Origin of the sequence: Marinobacter fonticola (genome assembly GCF_008122265.1) — a bacterium.
Lineage (GTDB): Bacteria > Pseudomonadota > Gammaproteobacteria > Pseudomonadales > Oleiphilaceae > Marinobacter_A > Marinobacter_A fonticola.
In genome coordinates this window covers 1,889,679-1,916,403 of sequence record NZ_CP043042.1, presented here as the reverse complement: position 1 = coordinate 1,916,403, position 26,725 = coordinate 1,889,679, and the positions used below count along the sequence as shown (strand labels likewise).

At 47.8% G+C, this 26,725-nt stretch carries 21 protein-coding genes; 6 read left to right on the top strand and 15 right to left on the bottom strand.

The window, feature by feature from the left end; translation table 11 throughout:
- The first annotated feature begins 181 nt into the window (after positions 1–181).
- From FXO11_RS08540 to FXO11_RS08530, 3 genes are read left to right on the top strand one after another with little or no spacing between them, the layout of a single operon-like run.
- A complete protein-coding gene (locus FXO11_RS08540) occupies positions 182–1,225 on the top strand; it encodes a polysaccharide deacetylase family protein (RefSeq protein ID WP_227546083.1) in 1,044 nt (347 codons plus the stop codon).
- Complete coding sequence (locus FXO11_RS08535; RefSeq protein WP_148862585.1) at positions 1,225–2,418, top strand: glycosyltransferase family 4 protein; 1,194 nt, start codon at positions 1,225–1,227, stop codon at positions 2,416–2,418. The genes FXO11_RS08540 and FXO11_RS08535 overlap by 1 nt, the downstream gene beginning before the upstream one ends.
- Positions 2,419–2,467: 49 nt before the next feature.
- Positions 2,468–4,282: an ABC transporter ATP-binding protein gene (locus tag FXO11_RS08530; protein WP_148862584.1), complete on the top strand. Its 1,815-nt coding sequence runs from the start codon at positions 2,468–2,470 to the stop codon at positions 4,280–4,282.
- 44 nt (positions 4,283–4,326) lie between these two features.
- Here FXO11_RS08530 and FXO11_RS08525 read toward each other — a convergent pair whose 3' ends face one another.
- The 6 genes from FXO11_RS08525 to FXO11_RS08500 form a co-directional block, all read right to left on the bottom strand.
- Positions 4,327–5,265 carry an ATP-grasp fold amidoligase family protein gene (locus tag FXO11_RS08525; protein WP_148862583.1) on the bottom strand — a complete coding sequence of 313 codons (939 nt, stop codon included), beginning with the start codon at positions 5,263–5,265 and terminating at the stop codon, positions 4,327–4,329.
- 87 nt (positions 5,266–5,352) lie between these two features.
- Positions 5,353–6,270 carry a hypothetical protein gene (locus FXO11_RS08520; protein ID WP_148862582.1) on the bottom strand — a complete coding sequence of 306 codons (918 nt, stop codon included), beginning with the start codon at positions 6,268–6,270 and terminating at the stop codon, positions 5,353–5,355.
- Positions 6,271–6,334: 64 nt separating this feature from the next.
- Positions 6,335–7,396, bottom strand: coding sequence for a glycosyltransferase family 4 protein (locus FXO11_RS08515; RefSeq protein WP_148862581.1), 1,062 nt, complete (start codon positions 7,394–7,396; stop codon positions 6,335–6,337).
- Positions 7,397–7,754: 358 nt separating this feature from the next.
- The gene (locus tag FXO11_RS08510) at positions 7,755–8,891 is read right to left on the bottom strand and encodes a glycosyltransferase family 4 protein (RefSeq protein WP_148862580.1); all 1,137 of its coding nucleotides are present in this window, start codon (positions 8,889–8,891) and stop codon (positions 7,755–7,757) included.
- A complete protein-coding gene (locus FXO11_RS08505; RefSeq protein ID WP_148862579.1) occupies positions 8,881–9,801 on the bottom strand; it encodes a glycosyltransferase family 2 protein in 921 nt (306 codons plus the stop codon). The genes FXO11_RS08510 and FXO11_RS08505 overlap by 11 nt, the downstream gene beginning before the upstream one ends.
- Before the next feature lie 631 nt (positions 9,802–10,432).
- Positions 10,433–11,149 (bottom strand): PEP-CTERM sorting domain-containing protein, encoded by a 717-nt coding sequence (locus FXO11_RS08500; protein ID WP_168203142.1) that lies wholly within the window; start codon positions 11,147–11,149, stop codon positions 10,433–10,435.
- Positions 11,150–11,574: 425 nt separating this feature from the next.
- Between FXO11_RS08500 and FXO11_RS08495 the strand changes: the two genes are divergently transcribed.
- Positions 11,575–12,465 (top strand): hypothetical protein, encoded by an 891-nt coding sequence (locus tag FXO11_RS08495; protein ID WP_148862577.1) that lies wholly within the window; start codon positions 11,575–11,577, stop codon positions 12,463–12,465.
- A gap of 263 nt (positions 12,466–12,728) precedes the next feature.
- On the opposite strand, the gene FXO11_RS08490 is transcribed toward FXO11_RS08495, so the two are convergent.
- The 5 genes from FXO11_RS08490 to FXO11_RS08470 all read right to left on the bottom strand — a co-directional run bounded on the left by FXO11_RS08490 (position 12,729) and on the right by FXO11_RS08470 (position 19,794).
- Positions 12,729–13,913: a phenylacetate--CoA ligase family protein gene (locus FXO11_RS08490; protein WP_148862576.1), complete on the bottom strand. Its 1,185-nt coding sequence runs from the start codon at positions 13,911–13,913 to the stop codon at positions 12,729–12,731.
- A 207-nt stretch (positions 13,914–14,120) separates the two neighbouring features.
- Positions 14,121–15,365, bottom strand: a complete 1,245-nt coding sequence (locus tag FXO11_RS08485) for a glycosyltransferase family 4 protein (RefSeq protein ID WP_148862575.1) — start codon at positions 15,363–15,365, stop codon at positions 14,121–14,123.
- A 1,255-nt stretch (positions 15,366–16,620) separates the two neighbouring features.
- The gene (locus FXO11_RS08480; protein WP_148862574.1) at positions 16,621–17,937 is read right to left on the bottom strand and encodes an O-antigen ligase family protein; all 1,317 of its coding nucleotides are present in this window, start codon (positions 17,935–17,937) and stop codon (positions 16,621–16,623) included.
- Positions 17,938–18,159: 222 nt separating this feature from the next.
- On the bottom strand, positions 18,160–18,657 hold the full coding sequence (locus FXO11_RS08475; RefSeq protein ID WP_168203141.1) for an arsenate-mycothiol transferase ArsC: 498 nt from the start codon (positions 18,655–18,657) through the stop codon (positions 18,160–18,162).
- A gap of 57 nt (positions 18,658–18,714) precedes the next feature.
- Positions 18,715–19,794: a glycosyltransferase family 4 protein gene (locus FXO11_RS08470; protein ID WP_148862572.1), complete on the bottom strand. Its 1,080-nt coding sequence runs from the start codon at positions 19,792–19,794 to the stop codon at positions 18,715–18,717.
- 139 nt (positions 19,795–19,933) lie between these two features.
- Here FXO11_RS08470 and FXO11_RS08465 point away from each other — a divergent pair, with 139 nt between their 5' ends.
- Positions 19,934–21,112: a carboxylate--amine ligase gene (locus FXO11_RS08465; protein ID WP_148862571.1), complete on the top strand. Its 1,179-nt coding sequence runs from the start codon at positions 19,934–19,936 to the stop codon at positions 21,110–21,112.
- A gap of 81 nt (positions 21,113–21,193) precedes the next feature.
- The gene (locus tag FXO11_RS08460; RefSeq protein ID WP_227546135.1) at positions 21,194–22,204 is read left to right on the top strand and encodes a polysaccharide deacetylase family protein; all 1,011 of its coding nucleotides are present in this window, start codon (positions 21,194–21,196) and stop codon (positions 22,202–22,204) included.
- A gap of 57 nt (positions 22,205–22,261) precedes the next feature.
- On the opposite strand, the gene FXO11_RS08455 is transcribed toward FXO11_RS08460, so the two are convergent.
- From FXO11_RS08455 to FXO11_RS08440, 4 genes are read right to left on the bottom strand one after another with little or no spacing between them, the layout of a single operon-like run.
- Entirely contained in the window at positions 22,262–23,251 is a 990-nt protein-coding gene (locus tag FXO11_RS08455) for a GNAT family N-acetyltransferase (RefSeq protein WP_148862569.1), read from the bottom strand.
- Entirely contained in the window at positions 23,251–24,600 is a 1,350-nt protein-coding gene (locus tag FXO11_RS08450) for a FemAB family XrtA/PEP-CTERM system-associated protein (RefSeq protein WP_148862568.1), read from the bottom strand. Before FXO11_RS08450 ends, FXO11_RS08455 begins: the two co-directional genes overlap by 1 nt.
- Before the next feature lie 8 nt (positions 24,601–24,608).
- On the bottom strand, positions 24,609–25,475 hold the full coding sequence (locus FXO11_RS08445) for an XrtA system polysaccharide deacetylase (protein WP_148862567.1): 867 nt from the start codon (positions 25,473–25,475) through the stop codon (positions 24,609–24,611).
- 27 nt (positions 25,476–25,502) lie between these two features.
- The gene (locus FXO11_RS08440; RefSeq protein ID WP_168203140.1) at positions 25,503–26,717 is read right to left on the bottom strand and encodes a porin family protein; all 1,215 of its coding nucleotides are present in this window, start codon (positions 26,715–26,717) and stop codon (positions 25,503–25,505) included.
- Positions 26,718–26,725 lie beyond the last annotated feature (8 nt).

The window sequence follows — 26,725 nt, the reverse complement described above, 5'->3', positions numbered from 1 at the left end:
AGTTGACCCATGTCGCCAGCGTAAATGAGCGCTAAGAGCTTACCATAATAAGTTACGTTTACATTGACATAAGGTTAACTTCCCGCCCACGGCCGTGTATGGCTGATGACAGCTTAAGGCAGGACTGGCAGAATACGTTCCGGTTACTGGCGTATTCGATTTAGGGTATCGCCAAGCGATTATGGGGGGATTTTTTCGCGTGAACCTAATTCGACAGGCAGCAAAGCTGACTTTTAACTCTTTTTGTGCTGCTACGTCGCTGGCGAGAATCAAGTTGACCCGCTCTCCGAGCTTGCTCATCTTGACCTACCATCGAGTTCTGCCTGAGGGGCATTCAGCCAGAAAAATCGAGCAGCCCGGCATGGTTATTTCGCCCAGCTCGCTGAACCAGCATCTCACCTTGATGAGATCCCTAGGAGCGACCTTCATTTCCCTGGGCGAGTGGCTCGAAGCCGCAGAGCGCGGGACGAATCTCCCAAGATTCTCTGTTGCCGTCACATTTGACGATGGCTGGCAGGATAATTATCAATACGCCTACCCCATTCTCAAGAAGCATGAGGTTCCGTCAACAATCTTCCTGGTGTCCCGCCGGATTAACACCGGGTGGCAATTTTGGCCAGAGCAAATCCTCGACCTATTGATAAATCACGCTGACAAGCTGCGAGACCCGGCACTTGCTTGGCTTGCACAAGATATTACCCGTTGCGGGTATCAAACCGGCACTGCGCTGACTAACGAGCAAGCCGACGCGGTCATAAGCCGGCTTAAATCTCTCGATGACAAGACGATTGAAGAGCACTTGGCTAACACGCGCAGCGCAATTCCCGAACTGGGCGAGAAGCCACTCGAACGTCATTTATTGAACGACGACGAACTACTCGAAATGCGAGCTTCTGGCCTGGTGACCTACGGCGCCCATACGCAACACCACTATCGGCTGAATCGCCTAAAGGATGCCGACCGTCTTCAGCAGGAAATCGTCGTCTGCCAGGACGACCTTAAAGACAAAGGTCTTAACCCGGTATCCATCTTCTGCTATCCAAACGGCGACATCTCGTCGAAAGGTGAAGAACTGGTCAAGACTCATTATAGCGCTGCCTGCACAACGGAACGCGGTTGGAACCAGACCCCCGCCAAGCCTTACGGTTTGCGCCGCTTCAATTTCCATGATGGCAACGGCAGTAGCGTCCTCAATTTCCTGGCGACGATGGGGAGACCGGTATAGTGCGCGTCGCCGGGGAGGAAAAGGCTACCGTTGTCACCCATATCATTTCGGGAGATCTATGGGCGGGTGCGGAAGCTCAGGTTTATCAACTGATTTCCGGCCTATATGCGAACGGACACGTTGCTCCTACCGCAGTCGTGTTCAACCCCGGTATTCTCTACGACAAACTCTGCGCCTTGGGTATTGAGGTTACGATTGCCGATGAAACGGCATTGTCACCTTTAGGTCAAATCATGGCTATTCGCGCGCATTTACGAGAGAACGGGGCAGCCATCGTTCACACCCACGGGTTCAAGGAAAATGTTCTAGGCACCATTGCACAGCACTTGGCACGGGTACCAAGATCGTTGCGCACCGCCCATGGAAATCCAGAAACAACGCTGTCTTGGCAAAAGCCGCTTAAAAAGCTCACCCAGATTCTTGACGACAGCATCGCACGCTACGGGCAAAATGCCGTCGTCGCCGTCTCTAAACAGCTCGAATCAGCGCTCTCGGCAAGATATCCCGGCAAAACGGTCAGGATCAGCAATTTTATTGACCTAAATAATAGGTATGCTTCTGAAGAGGCCGAGATTACACCGGTAAAGGAACACGAGCCTCCATACCAAATTGCGCTTATCGGCAGAGCTGTGCCCGTCAAACGCCTCGATCTGTTTATCGATACTATTGCTCTTCTCCGAAATCAGCACGGACTCGACGTCAACGGCGCGATATATGGTGACGGGCCTCTACTTTCATCTATGAAAGATTACGCCGCTAAAAGAATTGAAGGCGCCGTCGAATTCAAAGGCTTCGTGAACAACATCGCTCAGGAGCTAACGACAACCGATGTGCTCGTCATGCCATCCGATCACGAAGGCTTGCCTATGACGTTGCTTGAAGCTCTCGCAATCAAGGTACCTATCGTGGCCCACAACATCGGTGGCATACCCGAAGTGCTGGGAGAAGGCCGGTGTGGGGTGCTGGTAGACAACCATGATAGCGCCGGTTATGCAGAGGCCATCGCCAAACTTCTCAACAATCGTGCTACGATGCATAACCTCGCGGAAGCTGGCGTCAAGCATCTCCAGAGAGAGTTTGGGAGCACCCAAAATATTCAGAAGTACGAAGAACTGTATGCGACTCTTGTGCGAGGCACGGGAAGCCCACATCGCTCTCATATTCCAAACGGTAGCCACTCAAAGGCGCTGTAATACTTCCCCTTTAGCCAAATCAATTTAAACCGAGCAGTTATAAAACTTTATGTATATCCTGAACGTTATTAAGAATATTCTCGGCACTCTCGACGGAAGAACTCGAAAAAAATATTACGCTTTACAGTTTTTTTTCCTGTTTTCCGCTTTCTTTCAAGTGGTAGGTATTGCGAGTATTGGGCCGTTCATTTCCATACTATCAAATCCTGCAATCATCCATGAGAACTCTGTTCTTTCCTACTTTTATGAGCTGCTGGGATTCTCGACCAATCTCCAATTCATTATAGCTGCTGCATTGGGGTCACTAATCATGATCCTGATTTCGAACACTGTTGCGGGTCTGACCATTTGGTTTACCTATAAATTTTCCGTGTCTCTAGGGAGCAGCCTGCAACAGACGGTCTATCGAAATTTTTTACATCAGGATTATCTATTCCACAAAACCCAGAATTACAACAAAAAAATTGCCATTGTATCGCAACAAATTCCACGCTTTGTCTACATGCTATTCCAGCCTTTTCTACTTATGACCAGTCAACTATTCGTTGCCGGTCTTATACTGGTTGGCTTACTGATACTCGACCCCATTTTGGCAATCATATCTGCGCTATTGATAGGCGGTTCTTATCTGGCTACCTATATCTATCTCAGGAAAAAGCTAAAACACCATGGGGAAATTGTATACGAGCGTAGTCATAAAATTCAGTCAATACTATCCGAGTCCTTCATCGGGATAAAGGATGTTAAACTCGACTCAATGGAACCAAAGTACACATCGGAGTTTAACAAAATAAATATCAAGGGACTCAACTCTCAAGCTTTCATATCGTTATCTGGCGATGTCCCAAAATTCATTATCGAATCCATTTCCTTTGGCGCCATCCTTGTCTTGGCACTTACACTCCTGATAACACGAGATAATATAAATTCTGTTGTCCCCATACTCAGCATCTATGCTCTAGCGGGTTACAAACTACTGCCCACAATGCAACAGATTTATAAATCCATCTCAAGCCTAAGTGGCCACGGATCAGTTGCCGGGATAATAAGGAAGCAGGTCCAAGCGGTTGAGGAAGATACATCCGCCACTGAATATGACAAATCGATCGATATTGAAACCGTCGAGCTAAAAGACGCTCAATTTACTTACCCCAAGGCAGACCACACGGCCGTAAGCGACGTTTCGCTAAAGCTCCAGCGGGGACAAATTTATTCACTGGTGGGGCACTCCGGCTCAGGTAAGTCTACTCTAGCCGACATTATCCTGGGTTTGCTGAACCTAGATTCCGGTGAAGTCCTGGTCAATAACAGCAAGCTCGAGAAATCAAACTTAGCTAAATTCCGGAAAAAATTGGGCTATGTCGCCCAAAATATTTTTATTCTGGAAGATACCGTTACCAGAAATGTGGCCTTTGGGCTGCCCGAGGAAGAGGTCGATATCGAGCGGGTAAAGCAAGCTCTTTGCATGGCAAACGCATTGGAGTTCGTGGAAACCCTGCCTAAAGGGCTCGACTCCAACCTCGGACAGGATGGCAAGCTCTTGAGTGGCGGGCAGCGTCAACGCATTGGCATAGCACGAGCGCTTTATAAGCAAGCCGATCTACTCGTCTTGGATGAGCCTACTAGCGCTTTGGATATTGAGTCTGAACTGAAACTGATGAACACCCTGAATACACTCAAACAGGATCTTATTATACTGCTGATATCACATCGGCCTGCGGCAATACGCGCATCCGATGAAATTATTCTGCTAGAGAAAGGGCAAATAAAAAACGTAGGTTCCTTTGATGATTTACAGGAAATGGATGCTTCGTTTGGCTCAATGATGTCAGGAAGCCTTGAAAACGAAAACCAATCCGTTTGAAGAAGCTTGCAGTTTCAGCTGGCGATATTCGGAGGTATCGCCAGCTAGACCCGACCCATCTTACTCAGAAATTTAATAACACCTATTTTGCATCTGGAAGAAAATGGAATATCCAGGGCACTGACGTCAAACCGCCTGCCGAACTCATGATCATAACTATTGGGCTCAAAACCGGAGAATCCGCCGCCAGGGTAGAACGTTACTTCGCCAAAGTAGAACCCTGTCTCGTTAACAAGAAAGTCAATCCGGCAGAAATTGAACTCAGAAGATAGCTCTCTGGCTATTTCCAACATTTCCTCAAGGTTATGTGGACGGGTCTCCGGACGGCTGGCGTTAGGTTTGTTGCCTTTCCGGCACGGTATATGGCGCCACTCAAGATCATAGAAATCCAACGTTCGCGTTGATGTCCGCTCTGTATCGACTTCAATATAAGCAGGCTCACCACCAAAGCAGAAAAACTTATAGTCCTTGAGCTCTCCCGACAAATACTCTTCAACAATTATCCTCGGCTCAATATTTTTATAGGCCCATTCTCTATGCTTATAATAATGATTTATTTCAAGCCAGGACTTTAGCAACGCCCTTGTCTCATCAAAATCAAGCATCTTTTTATCCGTACAAACAATATTTGTTGCCCATGAATGATTACACTTCATAACAAATTGTTCCGGCAGTTCATCGAAATCGATCTCTTCGGGATCGCGATAGACCGCTAGCAACTTATTTAATATGCAACCATAACCTTTTTGTTCAATAAACGTCCTAGCTTTGTATTTGTCAACCAAAGCTGACATCTTTGGCGATTTATTGTAGAGCTTCTGGATCTGTATTTTTTCATTAAATGTTTGCGGAGCAAGAAAATTTATTTCCTTCCCAAAGATACTTTTATAGTCACGAAAAATGAATAGCTCATTGTCCAGCAGGGACCTAGCAACTTTTTTACTGTGAGCTAGAAAACCTGATGGCTGTATACTTTCTTTCATACTATGTCCAATAAATTAGAGCGTGTCATGCACTGATACATCGCGTACCTGACGTTACAGTAACGGCTAAAAAACCAGAGAATATATTTAACCAAGAAACATTGCACGCTCTTTTCTACCAAAGTATCGTAATCTTAGTAGCCATTTCATAAAGCTGCGGGGCTCACTGAATAATTTCCGAGGCTGGAAAAAGGTGGCTCTTAGGCTGCCCCTTCCATAATTGCTACCGGGGTTATCAACACAGTAAACGGCCGCGTAGAAATTAATGGGAGTAAGCGGGGTCTCTTTATTTTCAAGATAAGGAATTAAATCACGATGATGTCCAAATAAGCGCTTAACCAGCTCGGGTTCGATATCATCGACATGATCAGCTAAAGGCAACAGATCTGTCCTGACAATCGCATGAGTCCCACACCAATTATGAAAATCCTGTAGCAGAATTCCCCACTTCGACTTTAGAGGCAGTATCCAGCCCTTGGAGATATACCAACCGAACGCATTGGCATTTTGTCGAACAAGGGCGGGTATTTGTTTTGAGAGAAGATCATCCGCATCAACGCACATTACGAATTTACTACCCGCTTCCCGTGCACGAATCATTCCTAGTGCCACTTTATAGCCTTTATCCCATCGTACAGCGTCAACTCGAACACGCTCATCACAGTCGCCATGGAAAACCGAGACGGACGGCGGTGGTAGATCCGTCCGAACGACCTCAAAGCAAATAGGTAACGCCCGCAACACAGCATCGTCCGTGGCAACTAGAATCGCCCGAACATCGCTACATTCTCTATGCATATTTTCGATGGACCGAGCGGTTTCATCGAGCCGATCAAGGACATCCTCCCAATTTTTCGAGGACTGAGGCGATCGCAACGGTATAACAAAGGTAACCAGTGATGACACGCCAAAACTCCAAACCACTTTCGATGAATGAATTAACGACGCTTTAGCGCGCGGCAGTCCCAAGTTGCCTGGAACCGTCGACTCTTCGGTATAAAGCATTCGCATAAAATGTCAGCTGACGAGAGATTAGGTAACCCAAACCTCTCTTGGTCAAACTAGGCAACTAGAATAATTTCTCAAGAACCTCTTCCAGTTGATCCCCGTAAATATCCACCGAAAACCTAGAGCGAATCTTTTCAAGTGCCGCTGTTGAAAGCCGTTCAGCCAGCGCGTCGTCCTTCGCGAGTCTTTCGATTTCCGACCTCATCCTGTCTACATCGCCTGGCGGTATGTAAAGCATTTCCTCGTCAGGCGAAAAATATTCCTCAAGGACGGGGGTATACGTACTAATAACGGGAACGCCAAGCAAAACAGCTTCCATAACGGCACGAATGCCGGAGGGGTATGAGAGCTCCGACTTAAGCGGCACCACAGCAATGGACGCCTGGCTGTACAACGACATCAACGTATCGTAACTCACTCTTTCGTGGACATGCGTATTGGCAGATAAATCCGACTGCGCCGGCAGTAGATAAGGAAGCGTAATCAGATTAAGCGACACATTCAGATCCGCAACCGCTCGGGTAAGCACACTAAAATCCCGGCCAACATCTCGTCCAATTGATAGCACTTGCGGCGGAGAGGCTTTCTGCCGCATCTTCCCAGTGCTATAGAAATCTAAATCCATACCATAAGACAGGGCATGAAAACGAGCCCTAGATATACTGTAGTGGCTAGCCCAGAGATCAGCCTGAGACTGCGAAAAACAAATAACTTGATTCGCAAGAAGCAAGTTGAGTTTGACCAGCCAATCCCGAATCCGGTTTTTAGGAAACTTAAACATCGAATCAAGGTAGACAATCTTTTTACCCAGCAGCTTCGCCAGTAGAGTTAACCCCAGGCTAAAGTCATCTTTGACAACAATGACATCCGCAGGAAGACAGTCCCTGACCATTCCGAAGCTAGGTATAAAGACAAAACGCTTCAGCTTTTTTCGTATACTAGCAAACTTGCCCTGCCATCTCTTGTCGGAAATGTTGACATCCCACCCCCTCCTGAGAAGTTGATAAAAACCGGTTAGGCGTTCCCTAGGCGCCCTCCCCGCTTCTATTTCAGCTATTGTGGGTGTAGCTATATCAGGATAAAGAAATACGTACTTTCGATTCTTAGCATTGCTTGTGTCCATATCAACCCCGTTAATATGAAAGTGAGCAACAACTATATCGCTTGTTTATGAACGTTAAATGTCAACGATTGCCGTAATGCTTATAAGAATCTATCCCAACATCCATCTAACAGGGCAGCTGAAGCCATCTGGAAAGCAACTCAGCATCGCCTGGACCAACATTTGTGAACTGACACGAATCACCTCTACTTCTCATGGTGGGCCTCCCAAACAACTGAGGCCTCCCTCGACAACAGTCCCAAATTTTTGACTCTATCTTTATGGATGCCCATGACGAAAATTCTATGACTAGAACCACAACCTAACTTGAACGAGCATCGGAAAAATGAGCATTAATAACAACTAAATATTTATTAGGCTAGCCGACAAACCTCTTCATCACGTCCCTAAACTTCCTTAACATCACATCACTAGAGAAATTTTCAGCGACCTCTCGTTGGGCGCCTGCACCTAATCTAAAGCGTGTTTCGGGCTCTTCAATAAGCTGCTTGAGAGTAAGCGCAGCGCTTTGAACATCTTCTTGTCGGTAAATGACGGCGTATTCATCATGCTCAAGCGCTGAGCTGACGGAAGGGTTATCAGAAGCGACAACTGCAAGCCCTGCGCGCATATATTCAAGTATTGCAAGCGACATAGCCTCCCCTCTAGACGGGTGGAAAGCGATATCACAACTGAGAAGGCGCTCAGGTACGTTGGCAACGTTGCCAATAAAATGTACCCGCTCTCCAAGATTCAATTGCCGAACCCTATGTTTAAAGTCATCAATATCGGGGCCATCGCCAATAACGAGATACTCGAAATTGTTAAGTGAATAATCCTTCACAAGGACATTGATAACATCAATTGCGAAGTCAATCCCTTTATAAAAACAGACTCTTCCAACCGTCACTACACGAACCAACGCCGACGTTTCCGACTTATGTACGGGGCTAAGCGCCTCACCAATATCGATTCCATTTGTAACACAAAAGACTTTGCTGCTCGGCAACCCATTGACGCTCACAAGGCGATCAGCGACGTACGGGCTGACCGCTAATGCAGCTGTACACGACAGAAAAGGCATTTGATTTAAAAACCGTTTCAAAAACCCCTTAAGCCCGCTAGGAATGCTGCGCATACCTGGCGTGTGATCGTGCACTACAATTGTTTTTACGCCGGCGAGACGAAATAGAAGATAACGCCACGAATAAGTTTTAAGATCAGTTAAATACATAACATGGATAGAATTTTTTATAATATATCTAACTTGCTTAAACAGAGCGCTTAGACCAGAAACCGTAAAATCGACTTTATCAACTCGGCAGGACGCATCAGTCAGGCATTGAGGGACAACCGTTACTGTCGGAAAACAAACATAGGTTTGGTATCCCTGGTCCGCTCCAAGCAAGGATAATTCGCACCAGAATCGCTCCATTAGACGCCAAGCATATCCCTCATTCGAATCAAAATTTCCAACAGCCAAAATTCCTTTTTTCGATACCTGCTTAGCGTCCATTTATTTTACCCCAAATCTTTCCTGCCAACCGGCTCCAATTTTCTCTGTAACCTAGTGAACTAACAATCAATATTATACCCTTACGAAACAACCCTTTTGAGATATACGTTCTTCCGTCCAGAAACTGGCGACGTGAAATATAATAATTACAAAGAAGTTTATTGGCGCCTTTTGCATATAAATCGCGATACAGTCGCATGCTTGCATGGTTCGTCCGATCCTTCATCAAGAAGTCAGCGGATTTATTCGATTGGTGAACCCGCACAGTCGCTAAATCTCTATCGATGTAAATAAAATCATGCCTGGTCGACACCCTCAGTACAAAGTTAAAATCTTCGGACTTTAAAATTCCCGGATCCCAGCGAAAGTTATCGTGAACCTCTCGCTTTACTGAAAACGTTGAGGGGTAAAGAGGATAACCGCTTAGTAGCAATTCTAGAAGACTTGTATTCTGTAGCTTATAATACTCACCAGAAGTTTTTTGTGAAAACTTATAGATGTATGAAAACATGTCCGTATTTGACACGTCATACCGCTTTGGAAGCGACACATCATGCTTACTAAAATCAGAAAATAGAAAATCCGGATCGCTATTATCTTCAATGGCTGCTTTATATACTTCAAGTTTGTTTTCAGCCCATATATCATCACTATCCAGATAGCATACATAACGCCCAATGGCCGCCGAAAGCCCCCTATTTCTCGCAGCTGCAACACCCGAGTTAGGCTGACGCTCTAACTTTATAAAATCCTTATACTTAGAGAGAACTTCTATAGTATTATCTGACGAACCATCGTCAACAACAATTATTTCATAATCATTAATAGTCTGAAGCAGAACACTATCGATAGCGTCACAGACCATGTCGGCGCGATTAAAGCAGGGAATAACGACCGAAAAAAAAGGCATAATCGTGTCACCTAAACAAGATAATACTTAAAATATTGTGGAGAACGCCTGACACAGATAAGGGGCGAAAGCGGAACTCAATATACTAAATTTATACTTCATTATAAAAGTTAACCCTTTCCAAAAGCCAGCAACGAGCTACGGTTTTTTTATGACATCGATTCCACCTGCTTACGCTATTTAACTAGATACCTCCCTCCCTAAATAACTAGAGATACTCTGAATAGAATCCCAGAATCGGCGACAATACGGCAATCACCAACCGAATGAAATTCGCTGCCACTATGGATCAGCCCCCCCCCCCCCGCTCCGGGTATCACTCAATGAAGCTCAAGACTCGCCACTGATCTTCTTGGAGCGAATGGACAAGCTGATTCCTTGAAAGCAAAGTTGGAGAAGATAATGGCCTCCTTTACCCTGAATTCAGATAACAACCGCAGCACTTTGGCGTGACCGGGTAGAGGAATGAAGGCCGTCGCCGCTACCCTCATTCGCTTTAACGACCAAAGTGAAGCTCAGCTGGGATACCGGCAACTGCCCTAAGGACAATGGTATCAGATTAGGGAGCTGCTGACGGCGGCTGAAGTTAACGGAAGATTACTGAAGCCTCTGGCGTGTCACAACACAACGATTAAGCGGGAAATAGAGCCATGTCCCGCTTTCCTCGCCCAAAGGCCACCAGACCAGCCAAGCCCATACCTAAAAGAGCCAAGGCGCCAGGCTCAGGGACAGTTGCCAGCTTCAGTTTGAAGCGCAGATCATCAAATTCAAAAGCGCTTATCGTATCACCCCCCACAACCAGGGAGGCCATGCCCGGTATGGACCAGTTCATGTCGAACGGTATACCACGGTTGTCTTCATGACCTCCTCCTTCTGACCCAAAAGCCAGATAATCTCCGTTCGCGTCGAAAGCGAACCAAACTGCATCCGCACCAAACTCCCGATCCTCACCGGTGTATCCATAAACGCCGTTAATGCCCTTTAAAGAAACCCAGTCCACGGGCTGATGAAACGTCATACCAAACCCGGAAATGCATTCGATGCGGCCCTCACACTGAATCCAGCCAGCCGCGAAGTTGCCAAATACTAATTCACCTGTAGGGGCGGCGAAGTTAAACTCAGGCTTGGTGGCATTAACTGATTCAGTACCCAAATCCCCGACCAGATACTGCAGAGTAACGTAAGGGGAGACATTCGACAGATCGACTCCCTCATGGAAATGGTCCGGCTCAATAACAATAGAGTAGGCTTTGGCCGTCGACGATGCGGCTAGCACCGCCATCACCAGGCAGATCGCTGCGGCCACTGTTCGCGAGCTGCTTTTTGCTTTGTTCACATTTGATTCCATGAGCGTAACTCCCATTAATGATGTACGAACTGCCGCTAATGCATGAATTGGGCCGTATTTCAAAAAAGCGATATTAAACTATGTGAAATATGACGATCGAAGTGAGAGAAGCTCTAATGTGTAAGCGACCCTGACATACCTGTAAAAAATTGGTTAGACGAACCTCATTTTGACCGTTTCGATGCCTCCAGCCCTCCATCGGAGAACTGCGCAGCGTTCCCAAATTATGCTACATTGGGATAGTAGGTGGCGCGCCCACAGCTGCCATCAAGTATACAGCAACGTTTAAAAACATGTCCAAAATAGCGACAAATCAGCATCTAGCCATTAACGGTCGGTAACCAAAATACACCCATATTCTGGATACAATAACTCGCCTCTGCGTTACGCTTAATATGAGAAAACTTATTATTTTGGGGGATTTCATGCACAAACTTGTGGCTGCCTTCACTGCAGCGGGAATCATGGCCTTTGGCACGGTAGCCAGCAGCGAATCATTAGTATCCGACTCATTTGAGTCCGGAAATATGTCTACAACAAGTTCAGTTGGATTCGATTGGTCAAACACCACCTCTACTTCCGTTGTTACCGCCACAACCGAGGTGTTCAAGACGTCACTACTCAACGAACCAGCCCCATTAGACAGTAACTGGCAAGCAAAAACCGGCAATCATTCACTAAATTTCCGTTATAACGTCGGAAAAAGCTGGGTAGAACAAAGATTTCAAATAGGCGAGGCTCATCCAGAAATATGGATGAGCTTCTGGCTGCGTGTGCCCACCAACTACTCCCACCCTACTGTTGCGGGAGCCAGCGATAACCAAAAACTCTTCGCACTATGGATGGATGGCTATTCAACCAAAGGCGAAGGCTCCACGGTAAGCATGGAATTTAGAGGCAGTGGCGGAGGAAGCTCCTATTTTTATGGAAAAATAAGCCCTGGCGGTTACAAGGGCACTGGTGGAGACAGAGGAGCCGCTCCTTTTATTGAAGTTCCCGGTGATAGGGGCAAATGGATGCACCTAGTAGTTCATGCTGTGAGTGAAACTTCAGCAGGTGCCGCTGATGGGGTCATGGAGGTATGGAGGAAGTGGGAAGGAAACGCTGAGTACGTAAAAACTCATGACCTTAAGAACCAGCCGATTAGCCTAAGCTCAAGCGTAAAAGGCTTTTCACGCGGCTATTTAATGGGCTGGGCCAACGCTCCCTATCCGGTAACTACTGATTTTCTGCTTGATGATTTTGAGCTTTCTACCAACCCACTTTTCTCAAGTTCCAATGCTCCAAATGCCCCCTCAGAGCTAGTCGTAAGATAAAGCTCTTCTGATACTCGTACAATTGACTCTAGAACCATACTGGTCGAGACAGAACTTGGCCAGTATGCTCATGTTAAGTTCACCATGATTAGATGAGTATCTTACGTACGATAATCAATGGAGAGACGAACAAGGTATGGCGATGTTTTGCTGATCTTATTCGGTCACTTTCGAGTCAATAAGAAAAAACCTCAACAGCAAAAGTAGCGCCCGAACTCCCTGTTTATTTCCCATTCGACGACCCGCTCCGGTAACTAAAACTTTTAAATATTCGATATTACTGAGCGAAACTTACCAGAGCTTGATCGCGGTATCCTATCCATGTATCTGATATCAATTTCGATTTCAGTTCCTACCCGCTCCCTAAGCATACTCACCAATTTCTTTTCATTAATAGGTTTCCCCTCTATCGTTACAACATTTAGTGTAAGCATGCTCCGACTCACCTGAACTATCTGGGTCTCCTTTATACCTCCAAGCCCCTTAAATACAGGATCTAAACGGCCTACCTTATGGCCTTCCGGAGTGACCACGACGTCGTCTACTCTACCCTCAATAGATGCCAACCGACTGGCGAATCGGGTGCCAGGGTAGTAATCGCCAACAATGGCATTATCACCAATTTCGTACCGAATAACTGGAGTTGCACTGTTGAATATGTTGGTACAAATAATCCTTCCGGACTCTCCCGGAGCCACAGGTGAAGACTTTTCATCAAGCACTTCTACCAGACAATATTGACTAGGCACAATATAGTCACCCTGAGAAAGAGGCGTCTGAAAGGCCAGGACACTTTGCTCAGCACAGCCATAGTAATCATAAACTGGACAGCTGAACACGTCTTCTATTAACTCTCTCTGGTAATAGAAAAGTGTTTCCGAGGACGTGACTATCGCTTTTAGTTTAAGATTTGGCCTATAACCCTCATCCTTTAGCAAAAGAGCCAATTCATATATGGCGGAAGGATAGCTGTCTATAAAAAACGGGGCCCAATCTTCTATCGCGCCAATATAGTCCAAACAACTCTTCTTGCTCAGATGATATGACGACAATAAAAGCGTGTTCATCGCTTTGTTAACGCGCCAATAAGGAGCTCTTTGTTGATGAGGAGGGACTAAAATTCTGCCGGCAAATGTAGCTGACCGCTCAAACTCGTTAACCCCAATAGATTCGAGAAATTTGTGGAAAAATGCATAATTTATCTCCCTACTGTCTCGATCCATGCGTATCTCCAGAGGACTTCCAGTAGAACCGCTTGTCGAGACAGTTATAAGCTTTCCTTTAAAACGATCTGAAACCATGCTCGGAGCGCAATTTCGCAGGTCGTCCTTCTTCAAAATCTGAAACTTTTCTATTATCTGCTCAAGTTCCTTTAATTCTCTTAACTCCGAGGCATCAGTTACAACGGTTTCCCGATAAAATGGTACGCTCTCGGCAGCGGAAGCCAAAAATTCACGAACTTTATCAAAGTTGTTAACTGGACTAGAGCTTAAATCTATAGTCTGATAAGTAACTCTATATGTATTCCCAAACCTCCCTCTACGTATATACCAACCATATATAGATATCAATAAATTTTGAGCCCAAACCGGCATACGATTATAAAAATAACTGACCATAATTTATTGCTTACCTCGTAGATCGCATTAATTACGTTATCTATTATTCTCTACTAATTCACAAAGTCTGTCGGAATAAAGCCTGCCTATAGAAGAATAACTATATCTTTCTTTAATCAATCTAGGGCCGTTAACCTTAAGGTGTTTTTCCAAACCAGGCTCAGCTAACAATAACTTTACATTCTCTATATAATCCTTCGGCGTGGACGCATATAAAACATTTTCACCCTCTTCAACGCTGATGCCTTTACACGAAAAAGGGTCTGCTATTATGCAGCAACCGGTAGCTAACGCATCCAATATTTTAAGCTTAGTACCACCGCCAGTCCTTATTGGGCAAAAATAGAACTGGGCAGCCCACAAATATTCTCTAATATCCTCTACAAAGCCATGCACAAATACATTAGGCTCATTGTCTCCAAAATCGCGTATTTTTTCGGTAGGACTTCTCCCTACTATATGCACCGCCATATCCGGGAACTCTGTCTTGATCATCGGCCAGATATCGCTTATAAAATATTCTACAGCTTCCCTGTTAGGGTACCAGGACATGCCGCCCACAATAACAATGCTACCTTTTTCGACATGCGCTTTTTCATTCGGAAAAAAGTACGAGACGTCCACTCCATTAGGCACAGTGAGGAAGTTGTCTTCACCAATTACATTTGTCATCTTTTCCGCATCGTCATCAGAGCATGCCAAGTTGAGGTGTGCCTTCCTACTAAACTCGATTTCACTCTTTAATAGTCTAGAAGCCTCATAACGAAAAAATAACGCTTTGAATACATTTGACTCTGTATCAGCGCGTTGCCTTAACATATCTGACTCAAAGTTATGGTGATTTAGAACTATCGGTAGGCCCGAAAAAAGTCGAAAATAGGGGGCTAAGCTTATGGTGTCCACATGGACAGCATCAAAAGAATGCTCTGAGAGAGCCTTAGATATAGCTCTCTGCGCTTCTGAAGACTTTAGCCATTCCATGTTATATGCACTCCCCTTCAGCAACGCTTTTAATGCTGTCAGGTAGCGGCCCTGCGGGAGACGTTCCTCTGGTATATCGAGCACTTCAACGGACTCCACGGATTCCAGAAGCATCTGTTTGGCAAACTGAAGCGGGTCGGACTCTTCCGGAAGACTACTTTTCAAAAGCGATTTTTGATTGAACGCCAGCAGCGTAATTTCGTGGTATTTACCCATCTCGTTTATCATGTTGTAAGATCGCTGCAAAACTCCTCCTTTAGGTGGGTAAGGGACAAGATGGGATAACCAGAGAATTTTCATGTTTTTCCTTTTTGAGACAAGTGCTTTCAAAAATACTACCAGTGAATCAGCCTGTTTATCCGGCCCACGAAGATTTCTCTGAAAGCTAAAACTAAACGACGACTGGCGCCAAACTACGATTTAAAAGCATTAGCATTCTAAGTTATAGGAGAAGACATCTGTGAGCGCTACTCACTCCGTAATGCAGGCTAAACTTCCGTTTCCTGAGTCGCCTTAAAGATATCATCTAGCATAAATCTGCCTAGATTCTACATTTAACAGACTAGGTTGACCATAGCCAGCCGTCTAAGGACTCCATGTTTGACAGGCAGCATCTTAGTGATACTGTCAAAGTGAAAGGTAGTCTTATTCATTTATAGATGCGGGCCAAATATAGTCATCCAGTTCTTTTAGGGGACAATATATTTAAACTTGCCAAGACTATGGTTTAGCTTTTTTCAGGCATTCATTGAGTTTTCCGCTTACGCAGATTCACGATTATTGAAACTCTAGCCATAATATCTTCACGTCTGCGGCAATCACTTTGACATTTCACAAAAGCATTTAAATGCGATTCCGATTATTCGTTTATCTTGATACGGATATTCTTTAATACTTAATTAATAACGGCCCTCGCAGACTTATAACCTGCGGGCCTTTGCCAGGCGTACTTATACATACTTTGACTTGGGCACAACGGGCTAAAATTTCGGTGGATAATATTATGACTATGCCGATGCCAGTGGTAGGGGGCTACATATAGATAAGGCCAACGTTAAAGGCTACTATCTATGAAGCTACATATTTAGAAAGATAAGGCCGACTATAGGATGGTGCGTGAGGGGAGCCATATTTTTGGACGGAGAATCACATGATGAAGCCCTTATAGAGAAGTCATTACCCTCACCGCTATGTAGATTTTCTACCGAAACCACCTATGGCGTAATTTGATCATGTCCGAACAGCACATTATTTGAGCCGTTAATATACTTCCATTCTCTCCTCAATTTGTGACAACCAAAAAAGCTCTAGCGAATTAAGCGCTGCCGAAACATGAACGATATCGCCTGTTAGTAATACCAATTTCTCTTCTGCGACCTGGCGAGGTGAAGGTTTTCCTCACTTGGCTACAAGCATATCGAAATTAACGAACATGATGTAATCGGCTCTTGTTTCATTTTTCCCTGTTCCAGGTAGTCGAGGCCCCGTGTCTATTTATATACATCGATCGGAACCCATCATTCGACTATCCAGCAGATTGCAGAGGCCTTCGTTGTCATTTTACAACCGCATTTTTATTTCTTACGACCTTGGCTTTGGCGCCGCCACCGAATACTCCCTTTTTCACTTTGATTTCCCGCTCCCTTTCTCTCGAAAACCGCATTTTGATAATCGCAAGAGCCAACAGAAAGTAGATGTAGGGATAGAATGTAATCGACATGAATATCGCCCCTACAAAGTAAGTCAGGACGGAAGCATTCAACGCCACCCTGAAGCTTTCGAGAAACTTAAGGTCGAGCCCAGGGTCTTTATGCTTTTTCACTAAAGATCGGCGGGAAAACACAGAAAAGTGGAACCCAATATACAAAATCAGAGCTGGGATACCTAACGTCGATGCAACTTCAATCAGAGAGTTGTGGGCCACTTCCCTCCTGGTCGACAGATAGCTCCCGTCGCTCACCTTGTAGTACCTGTGATAATGCTCCGGAAAAGTCTTGAAGCCCACCCCGAGAAACGGGTAATTCTTCGCCATCTCGATACCGGCCTCCCAGTATTCTAGGCGAGTGGTTGAGGTTTGATCCGAGCCTGCTGTTTCAAAACGGGCCTTTTGCTCTTCAGGGAAAAGCGTCCAAGCAACCGCGGCAAACACGACAACATATAACAATTTTTTAAAGCTGACTTTCTTGTAGGCAAGCAACAGATAAACCAGGCCCACCAGCAGCGCCAATTGGCCGCCTCTGGAGCTCGCGCCCATTACCGTCATTATCGCGGTTATGGGAAGCAGCCAGTAAAGCTTCGTTTTCGGCTTCATATACAGAATAAGCGGAATCGACATCACCGCACATATCGCCATCAACAAGCTGAACTCACCGCTGTTCTGGAAAAAGCCTGTTGGGCCCTGAATACCCCAATTCGTGAAGCCAAAGCCTCGCATGGTCCAGACGCGGGCGCCAAAAAGAGACATTTTGAAAATACACAGGAAAAAGACGATGAGCAGCAATTGCAGCTGCTTGATGTTTTTTACGCAGTTTGAAAGGAACAGAACCTCTAGGGCAAAAATGAAGGGAGTGGTCATATCCCTGGACGAAATATGAGGGTAAAGCGAGTTCATGGCCGATAGCCATACCAGGGTCGCAAACAGGAAGACCAAAAAATGGGTGCCGGTGAACTTGAGCCGATTGTTGCCGATCATGGTCAGGAAGCCGACCAGAATAACGATCTGCATCCAGGGAATGATATCCAGCCCTGGAATGATGACCTGTGGACGCAAATAATAGAGTACGATAAACGCCAGGCCGAGATAGAAGATTAGGTCCTGCCCTTTCAAAGCCTGCCGGAATGCTTTTACGTCATCTTTGATTACGGAGAACACCCTTTACCTCTTTTAGGCTCTTTGCCAATTCAACGGTGTGGTAGACGATGTCATCAATGGTTTTGCTCATGAAGGTATCGTTCCTCTGGTCTGGAAACACCCGACATGGGACGTCGCCGGACCAATGTCGCTCAATCCTGGGAAATTGCAGAAAATCGAGCGCAATAAACTGGCTGCTTAAATGCGGTCATTTGGACAACTGGCCTGAAATCGTCGGCGACATTATACCTTTAAAGCTTTAGCAAGTTGAGTTGCGTGATAAGCGATGTTCTCCACCGTCTTTTCCATAAAATAGTCATTCGCCGAATACGGGTCATTTATTCTGCACATCTGATTGTCACCAAATGCACCCAGCAATGCGCATGGATTTGTATACCCGAGCTTCCTAAGCTGCCGAATTTGCCTAATTTCCATGCACACAAACAGATCCGTCGGCCGATGTTCATAGTCCTGCAGGCTCGTGGTTCGATGCGCTGAAAGGTCCATGTTGGCCTTCTCTTTTGCGACTTTCATTAACCTTGGGTTAGCTGGTTTTCCGGAAGTGGTGTCCAAACCTAAAGACACCGCGTCTACGTCGCAATGCTGTTTGAAGATGGCCTCAGCCAAGGCGCTTCTACAGATATTGCCCTGGCAGACAAAAACCACCCGTCCGATATCCTCGGGCAGCCGTTGCCTGTACAGACCCAGTTTCTGTAACAGGCCATCGAACTGGTAGTGCAACAGACCTTTCCTACTGCCATAATTGTTTTGGATAAATTCACGTAGCATATGGCAAACCTACCCGTAGAGGCTAAAGTAACGGGTGAACATCGCGTCCAAACTATAATGCTCCCTTACAAATTCCCTCGCTTTGGATAAAAGCTCGGGCAGTTGGTCTGTTTTTTGAAGCCTGGTACCCGCATCTGAAAGCGATTCGGGCGAGTGTTCGTCGGAGAGATAAATCAGCTTCTCCGGGACAATCTTCTCGATACCATTGCGTGTGGACAGCACAGGTTTACCGGCAGCCAAGGCTTGTGTCAGCGCCAAAGGGTGTCCCTCGCTGCTGGACGTCATCAAAAAGATATCGATCGATGACAAGAATTCCGGCACGTCATCAATGAATCCGAGAAACTCTACTCTATCGTTCAAGCCGCTCGATCTCACGTACTCTTTCAGTTCCAGTGCCTGGGGCTTGCTATCATCCCCTGCAATAACGAGCCGCACGTTCACGCCTTTCGCCTCCAGGTGATGCATGAAATCTACCGCCAATCGATAATTCTTAGCAGGCCTGACATTGCCTAGGCAGCCAAAGACCAGGGGCTTTTCCTGCGTGTCCAGGGTTCGAAGCGGGATAGCCTCGAGATCATGTACATCAATACCGTTCGGTATGACCATCGGCGTCAATCTGTACCAGCCGGACGAAGACTCAATAATGGTTTGCCTCAGATCTTCCGTCACCGCAATGGTGTGCTTCGCACCCGCCCGAATGATGCCTAATTTGAGGTTTCGAAGGCGTTCTTTCTCGGATATATCGACATGACCGTGAAAAGTCGCGGTTACCGGAATTCGTAAAAGGAGTCCCAGTAACGACGCGTAGACATTGGAACCCAGAAGATGGGACTGTATGTGCGTCACTTTTTCGCGCTTGGCGATCTTTGCCAACTCGAGCAGAAACTTGAAGTTCATGCTGCCCTTGCAGTCACGAACGTAGTACTTGATCGAACGCTTCTGGAGCTGCGATTCAACCCAGCCCGGGCCGCGGATCACCGCGACGCTACCATAGCCACGCTTCGCACATTCCTCGGCCAAATTTAGAAAAACGGTTTCAGCACCACCCGGACCCGTGGTATCGATAACGTGAAGTACGGTAGGTTTCATGATACTGCTGGCCACTCCATTGATCCGACGACAACCCTTTCCATGTTAACCTAGCGCTTTCCAGGGGGCCAATATGAGAGTATTGGCATGCCCTACAATTTGATAAGCTCTCATCTCGATGTAAAGGGAGATTCCGCGAATGGATCGCGAAAAGCCATGTGTATTAGTGCTGGACGCCAATCAACGCAGCGCTTTGGCAGTAACCCGTTCACTAGGGAAATCAGGCCACTACGATATCAGTACAGCGGACTCAGTTCCGTCCGCGCTGGGTGGTGCCTCCCGTTACAGCCAGACATACTACCGCTATCCTGACCCCAATCAATACCCTAAAGAATTCGTAAGGTGGATTAGCGATTTTTCTTCCAAGCACCATTTTGACCTCTATATGCCGACCACGGAGGTCACCAGTCAGCTCTTGCTCCAATTCCAAGAGGATCTTCCCCACGTCGAACTGCCCTTTGCATCATATACTAATGTGATGGCATTGGCTCAAAAGGCTTCTCTGGTAAAGCTCGCGCAAGAACACGATATTGCGGTGCCTAAGAGTGCTGTTTACGAATCTAGAGACCAAGTCGATGCCGGGGAACTCACTTTCCCTGTGGTTATTAAACCCGCCCTGTCACACATTTTTCGGGATGACCACTGGGTACACACGCAAGTCAAAGTGATCAAAGACATGGCGGGCTGGAATAATGCCATGCAGGCGATGCACTATCTCGACTATGCGCCGTTTATGCTGCAGGAATTCATACCGGGCCACGGAAGTGGGGTTTTCTGTATCTACAATCGCGGCAAGCCCGTGCAGTTCTTCGCTCACCAGCGCCTTCGAGAGAAGCCGCCTGAGGGGGGTGTAAGCGTGCTCAGCCGGAGCATTCCGGTTCCGGAAGACCTCAAGGCCGCGTCGGAGCGCCTGTTAAATGCCGTCAGTTGGCACGGTGTCGCCATGGTGGAATTTCGGGTGTCCAACGAAGGTAAGCCTTATCTGATGGAGGTCAATACACGTTTTTGGGGATCGCTTCAGCTTGCCATCGACGCCGGCGTGGACTTTCCATTGATGCTTGCCGATTTGCACCTTGACCGCCCCCCCACTTCGACAAACGCTGGCTACAAAGACGATCAACGTTTACGCTGGGTTCTCGGTGATTTGGACAGCCTCTACATCTTCATGAAAAGTTCCTATCCCATCCGTCGGAAAATACGTCGTATTATGGAGTTTCTATCGATCAGATTTTACGGCCAAAAACATGAAATTAATCGCCTACATGACCTTAGGCCGGCATGGATCGAATTAAAGCAATACTTGAAGTCGTTGCGCTAATGTCATGACAGACTTAATCCAATATGCTTACTTGAGTTACAGCACCGCAACGGCGATCGGCTCCGAGGTTTTATTGACGTGATGTTTTCTGAAATAGCTATTAATTTCCTGACGAGCGCGCCCGTCTGTCGTCTCATGCTGCCATTAAGACGGCAGGTGGTTCCGGTTTTTCTCATGCATCGCTTCGCAGACGACAACCGAGGTATCCGCGGGCATTCCCTCGGTCATCTCGAAGATGCGCTTGGCTACCTGAAGCGTCGCGGCTATCACATTATCTCCTTGCGCGATCTTGTGGAATCTTTGCTAGCCAACAGGCCCTTACCTGACAAGGCCGTTGCTTTCACGCTTGACGATGGCTTTTACGATCAGGCCGAGAAGGCTCTACCCGTCTTCGAACGTCACCAGGCGCCGGTTACCGTATTCTTAGCGACGGACATGCAGGACGCTCAGTATTGGTCTTGGGACTATAAGCTCGAGTATCTATTCAAGCATACTAGCGAGAACGAAATTAAATTCGACTTCGGGAAGGGTGAGACGAAGGCGCAGTTCCAGACGGCAAACGATAAACGCCTGCTGGTACGCCGGCTGCGGCACTTTTATAAGACAATGCCTAACGCGGTTGCCGAGAACGCGGTATCGGATTTTTCAAAGATGCTGCATGTTACCTTGCCTAGCTCGGCACCGTCTGAATACCAGCCTATAACATGGGATCAGGCCCGGGCTTTGGAGTCGGATTACGTTGAATTCGGCCCTCATACCAAAAGGCATCCGATCCTGTCACAACTCACCGACGATGAAGCGAGGGAAGAAATTGCCGGTAGTTGGCAGGCGATTAGTCGCAATTTAAAGAATCCGGTACCTATTTTCTGCTTTCCCAGCGGTCGGGAAGGTATCGATTTTGGTCCGAGGGAGCAACGGATGGCTGCGGAAGCCGGACTTATCGGCGCTCTCTCGGCAGACCCGGGCTATATCTACCTGAAGCGTAAGGAAAACACAGACATCTTTGCGCTTAAGCGGTTCAGCTTTCCAGATACTCTCGCTCACTTTAAGCAGTACTGTAGCTGGCTGGAATATGCCAAGGAAAGACTCTAAGCAGGACGCTAGAATTGGCAGGCAGCTCACTTAGGAAACGCAGGTGAGCGCCCGTTTTTAACGATCTTTGACTCTGTAAAGAGCGTTTAGCACCCGGCTTCGGACCACCATTAACGAAAGTAGATCTTGGCGGCTGGTCGCCAGGTGCTTTTTATAATTATTGTTCTTCCCTCGCCCGGCAAGCATGTCAAAAACCCTTACCTGCGGATCCTCAAAAGCAAACTCGATTGCGTATCCGAGGTGTAGAAAACCCAAAGAAAGCTTTTTATGGAAGGCTTCTTCAAATCCGCTCTGAATATTGTAGACGCGCCCCTTGTAAACCACGTTGTACAAGACTGATATCACGGCGTCATCACAATACAGGAGGAGGAGCTGCGGGAGCCCCCCTTCCTCCGTTACTCGCTCGAGAAAGCGCCGATGAAACTGCAGGGCTTTCTCTCTAAAAACGGGCTTGCCCCAACGCCGGCAATGAAACTGGTTGAGCTCATCGAAGAACCTCCTTACTCCCTCATCACCCTTTAGCCAGAGGTTCTCGTGATCCACAGAACCCAGGCTTTCGAGCACACGACGGCGGTTGTATATCCTCAACCGGGTGTTGGAGCCCAGAGAACGAAGGTATTCTCCAAAATCCCCGTTCGTATCGACGCTCCAAGCAGTGTCCGACGCTGTCTCACGGACAAGCCATCTCTCGCTTCGCGCCAGCGCGTAGAGAAAGTCGATGTCTTGTGATCCGACAATGAGGTCGTTAAATACCGCCTCGGACCAGCGGGTTTGCTTCAATAAATCGGTGAATGCGGCAAAGTTCTCTGCATCTGTCTTAAGTTCGGAGCACAACGTGTTGTACTCGGTCCTGACTGATCGAACGTTGCGGTAACTGCTCCCCACAAACTCGAGGGAGCGCAAAGGGATGATTCCCTTAACCCGATATGATGAGAGATACAACCCGCAGCGACCTTCCGACCAGGGCGACACCTTGGTAAAGTCGTTATCCACCCCCCAAGTTTCCCACCAGGCGCTTTGCCACGCATGCGTCTGGAACAGGCTCATTAGGGCAGGCTCTTGACGATATTGGGGCCAAGAATGCGGGTTAGCCAGACCGGCAGGCGCTGCCAGATGGCGATAAGCAGCATAAATTTAGGGTTATGCGGATTGAGCCCCGGCAGCGGCGTGTCCGGCGCCATCTTGTAATCCCAGCGCATGGGCACAGGCTCTGCGCCCCACTGACGTTTGAACCGGTAGGTACCGGCCTCTTCGCTGCAGCGGCCAAAATCGAAAAGCCGGAAGCCTTGCTCGATGGCGAATTCCAGCACTCGCCAGTACATGAACATATTGATCCCTGTTGCATTGAACTTGCGCAGCGTCGAAGCCCACGGAATCTCCATCCGCCCTCGATAACCCAACAAGAACGCGCAACCGCAGGGCTCGCCATTAAGTTTCACCACCACCAACCAGGCGGACAACCCTGACTGCTCTATGAGGTCACGAAAGAAGCGCTTACCGTATACCGGCGTCCCCAGGTCGCGCATATTGGCGGCAAAAACATCGTAGAAATCATCGAGAAGCTCCAGGCCACCGATGTGACATTCAGGCTCTTCTCGTTCCGCACGCCGTATCTGTGCTCGTAATTTGGGTCGGAACTGGCTCCAGAGCTCTTCCGGTTTTTTAGGCAAATCAAGCCAGAACGTGACCTTATCTGTCCGGGCTGGCAGATCCAGCTTGGATGCGTCCAGATGCCGCAGTTCCACGTGGCTAGCCCCAAGAGATTCGGCCCACGCCGACGCTTCGTCGACGAGGCGCTCCGCCACCTCTGAGCTGTCTGCGAGGACACCGCCGTAATTAAAGTAAGGCACCGAAACCACGAAGTTTCCGAATAGCCGGCTGCGAAGCTGAACTAACGGTAAAACACCGACGACTTGCCCCTTCGCCCCGCGCGCGAAGAGATACCGGGTTTGGTGCCCATAAGTGGTTTCAATGAACTGCCTAATGCCCAGGCGGTGATAAGGTGTGCCGGCCGGATGCTCGTCTACGTAACGATCCCAGGCGGACATACTAGCGTTGTCTCGTGGATCTGACACAACATCCTGCACGCTGATCTTATCTGCACTTCTGACATCTGCACTTCTGATAAAAGGCGGAGCAGCGGTCGTTACTTGGGCTTCCGGGCGGCTATCGTCGGTCTGGTTCAGAGACTTTTTGTGAGCTTTTTGAAGCGTCTTTAAATCATCTGAAACCTGCTTAAGCTGAGCAATCAGTCCATCAGCCGACTGGCCACTTTTCTTGGCTTCACCGATTTGCCGACTTAACCGGCCTTTTTCTGCCTTGAGTTCTTCTAATTGCGCTTTAGTGGGGGGATGAGCCGGATCGATAGGCGTACCTACTACTGAATTCTCTGCCATATGTCGAACTAAACCTTAACGGGAGCGGCATTGAGATCCAGAGAATCCATGACCTCACTCACGGTGCCGAAACGGAAGTCTTTCAACAAACGCTGCAAGCGATCGAAACACACCGACAAATTGTTGTAATGCCGGAAGCGTGAGAACGCACTGGCCTTTAATCGTGGCTGGCCAGGATCCACTTCCCAGGGGTGAAGATAGAAAATAAAAGGCTCCCCTGCCCGGTTTATCTTTCCCAACCCCCAGCGACTCAGAAAATAAGGATAGAGCCGAAAGTAACCTCCACCGGCGATGGGAAGGCGGTAGTTTCCTACCGGACAGGTCGAAAGTGGAAACTCTTTCAACAAGCCACCGGACGGCGCTTCAAGAACATAGGGTTTTTCAGGGGTTCCCGGCATACCGTAACGATCGTGGTGAACCGGGAAAATCGATGAATCCCAAGTAAAGCCTTCGTCACAGAGAATATCCAGCGCCCACTTGGACTGTGCGGTAATTGAGTAACTGGCCGCCCGGTAGCCATGAATGGGCTCGCCTAAAATATCCTCAAGGATTTGCTTCGAGCGCCGGGTTTCTTCGCGGAAGACATCCGGCTGCTGGTTGTAAATCAACTGGTGACTGTATCCATGGCTCGCAATTTCATGACCGCCAGCTTTGATACGCCGAACGAGGTCCGGCGAACGCTCTGCCACCCAACCCAAAACGAAGAAGGTCGCCTTGACGTGTTGTTGATCGAACAGCGCCAGCAGCCGATCGGTGTTCTGCTCGACACGGTATTCCATGGAATCCCAGTCGTCCCGTGATACAGCCTCAGCCAACGCGGCAACCTGGAAATAATCTTCAACATCTACGGTTAATGCATTCAGTGGCTGATTCATTTCAGTTCCTTGAGAAAACGCGGATCTCTACCGAACCTGGTATTCAATTCCGACCAAGATCCAATTCTCGACGTACTCCCGGCTGCCTATGTCACTTGCCCGACGGTTGTGACCGATTTCGCCCCGCAGGCTCAAATCACGAGCCCATTGATAAGAAAGGCCCACATCAACGTTAAACAGCTGATCTTCGGAATTGTCGTCAGTGTAACTCAGATAGGCGAGCTGGGAGCCTGCGGTGAAGTCGAGAAAGCCGGTAATGGGGCGGCGATAAAGCGCCTCCACGGCAACCCTGTCTTCGCGTATACCGGTGGCAACTTCGTCGGAACGATCCGCAACCAGGGATGTATCGAGGTTGGAGGTGTCGCCAAACTGTTTGCGCAGGCCTACACGAAAGGACGTAATTTCAACCGCTGTTCGCTGCTCGATGCCGTACGTAACGCCGTCGAACTCGAAATCGTAGTCCGAAGTGTCGTCCGTGATGCGCCGGCTAGCCTCAAGATAGGACCAAGCTGTGGCGGTGATTTCCCGGTCAATCCTGATATCGCCAGTGATACCCTCGGATACCAGCACATCACCATCGACCTCGGTCTCAAGTCTTGTAGCACCGATAGACCCGCTAACCTGCGTGGTTGAAAAAACTTTATTGAAGAAGGCCGAAGCTGTTTCCGTCGTTATGTCTTCGTCTGTATCCAGCTCTTTATCCGACGCCGTGAAACGAAGACCTCCGGTTAACGTCTGCGAGAACAGATGCCGCCACGCGACCGTCCCACTGACGCCCTCGCTATCCGGCTCGTCCGAACTCTCGTACTGCTCGTTTTCATACTCGGCAGCGAGGTCAATATAGTGACGCGGACTCAGTCTCAACGTGTACCGGGGCCCGGTCCTGAAGATGTTGCGGCGGGTCGTGTTGTCAGGCGTTGCCGCACTACGCGAATCCTGAATGACGTCCCGGGTCGAATTGGATACATCCCAATAAAGCCGATCAGTAATCTCGCAGTTGCCAAACCAATCCAACGTAATATAGTTTTCCGGATCGTAGGTATCGTCAAGATACATCCCGTAGCCCAGGTCCGCCGAAAGATCCGACATACATTGCCCTGGCTCGGCATAATGCCGCACACCTACGTTCACTCGGGTTTCCAGATCGCTTTGTTCGTTTGTATCAGAGCGCGTGACGTTATCGCTATACCGATTGTCCAAACCCAGTTCGATCTGTACCGGATCCGCGCACACTGTTGACACGATTACCG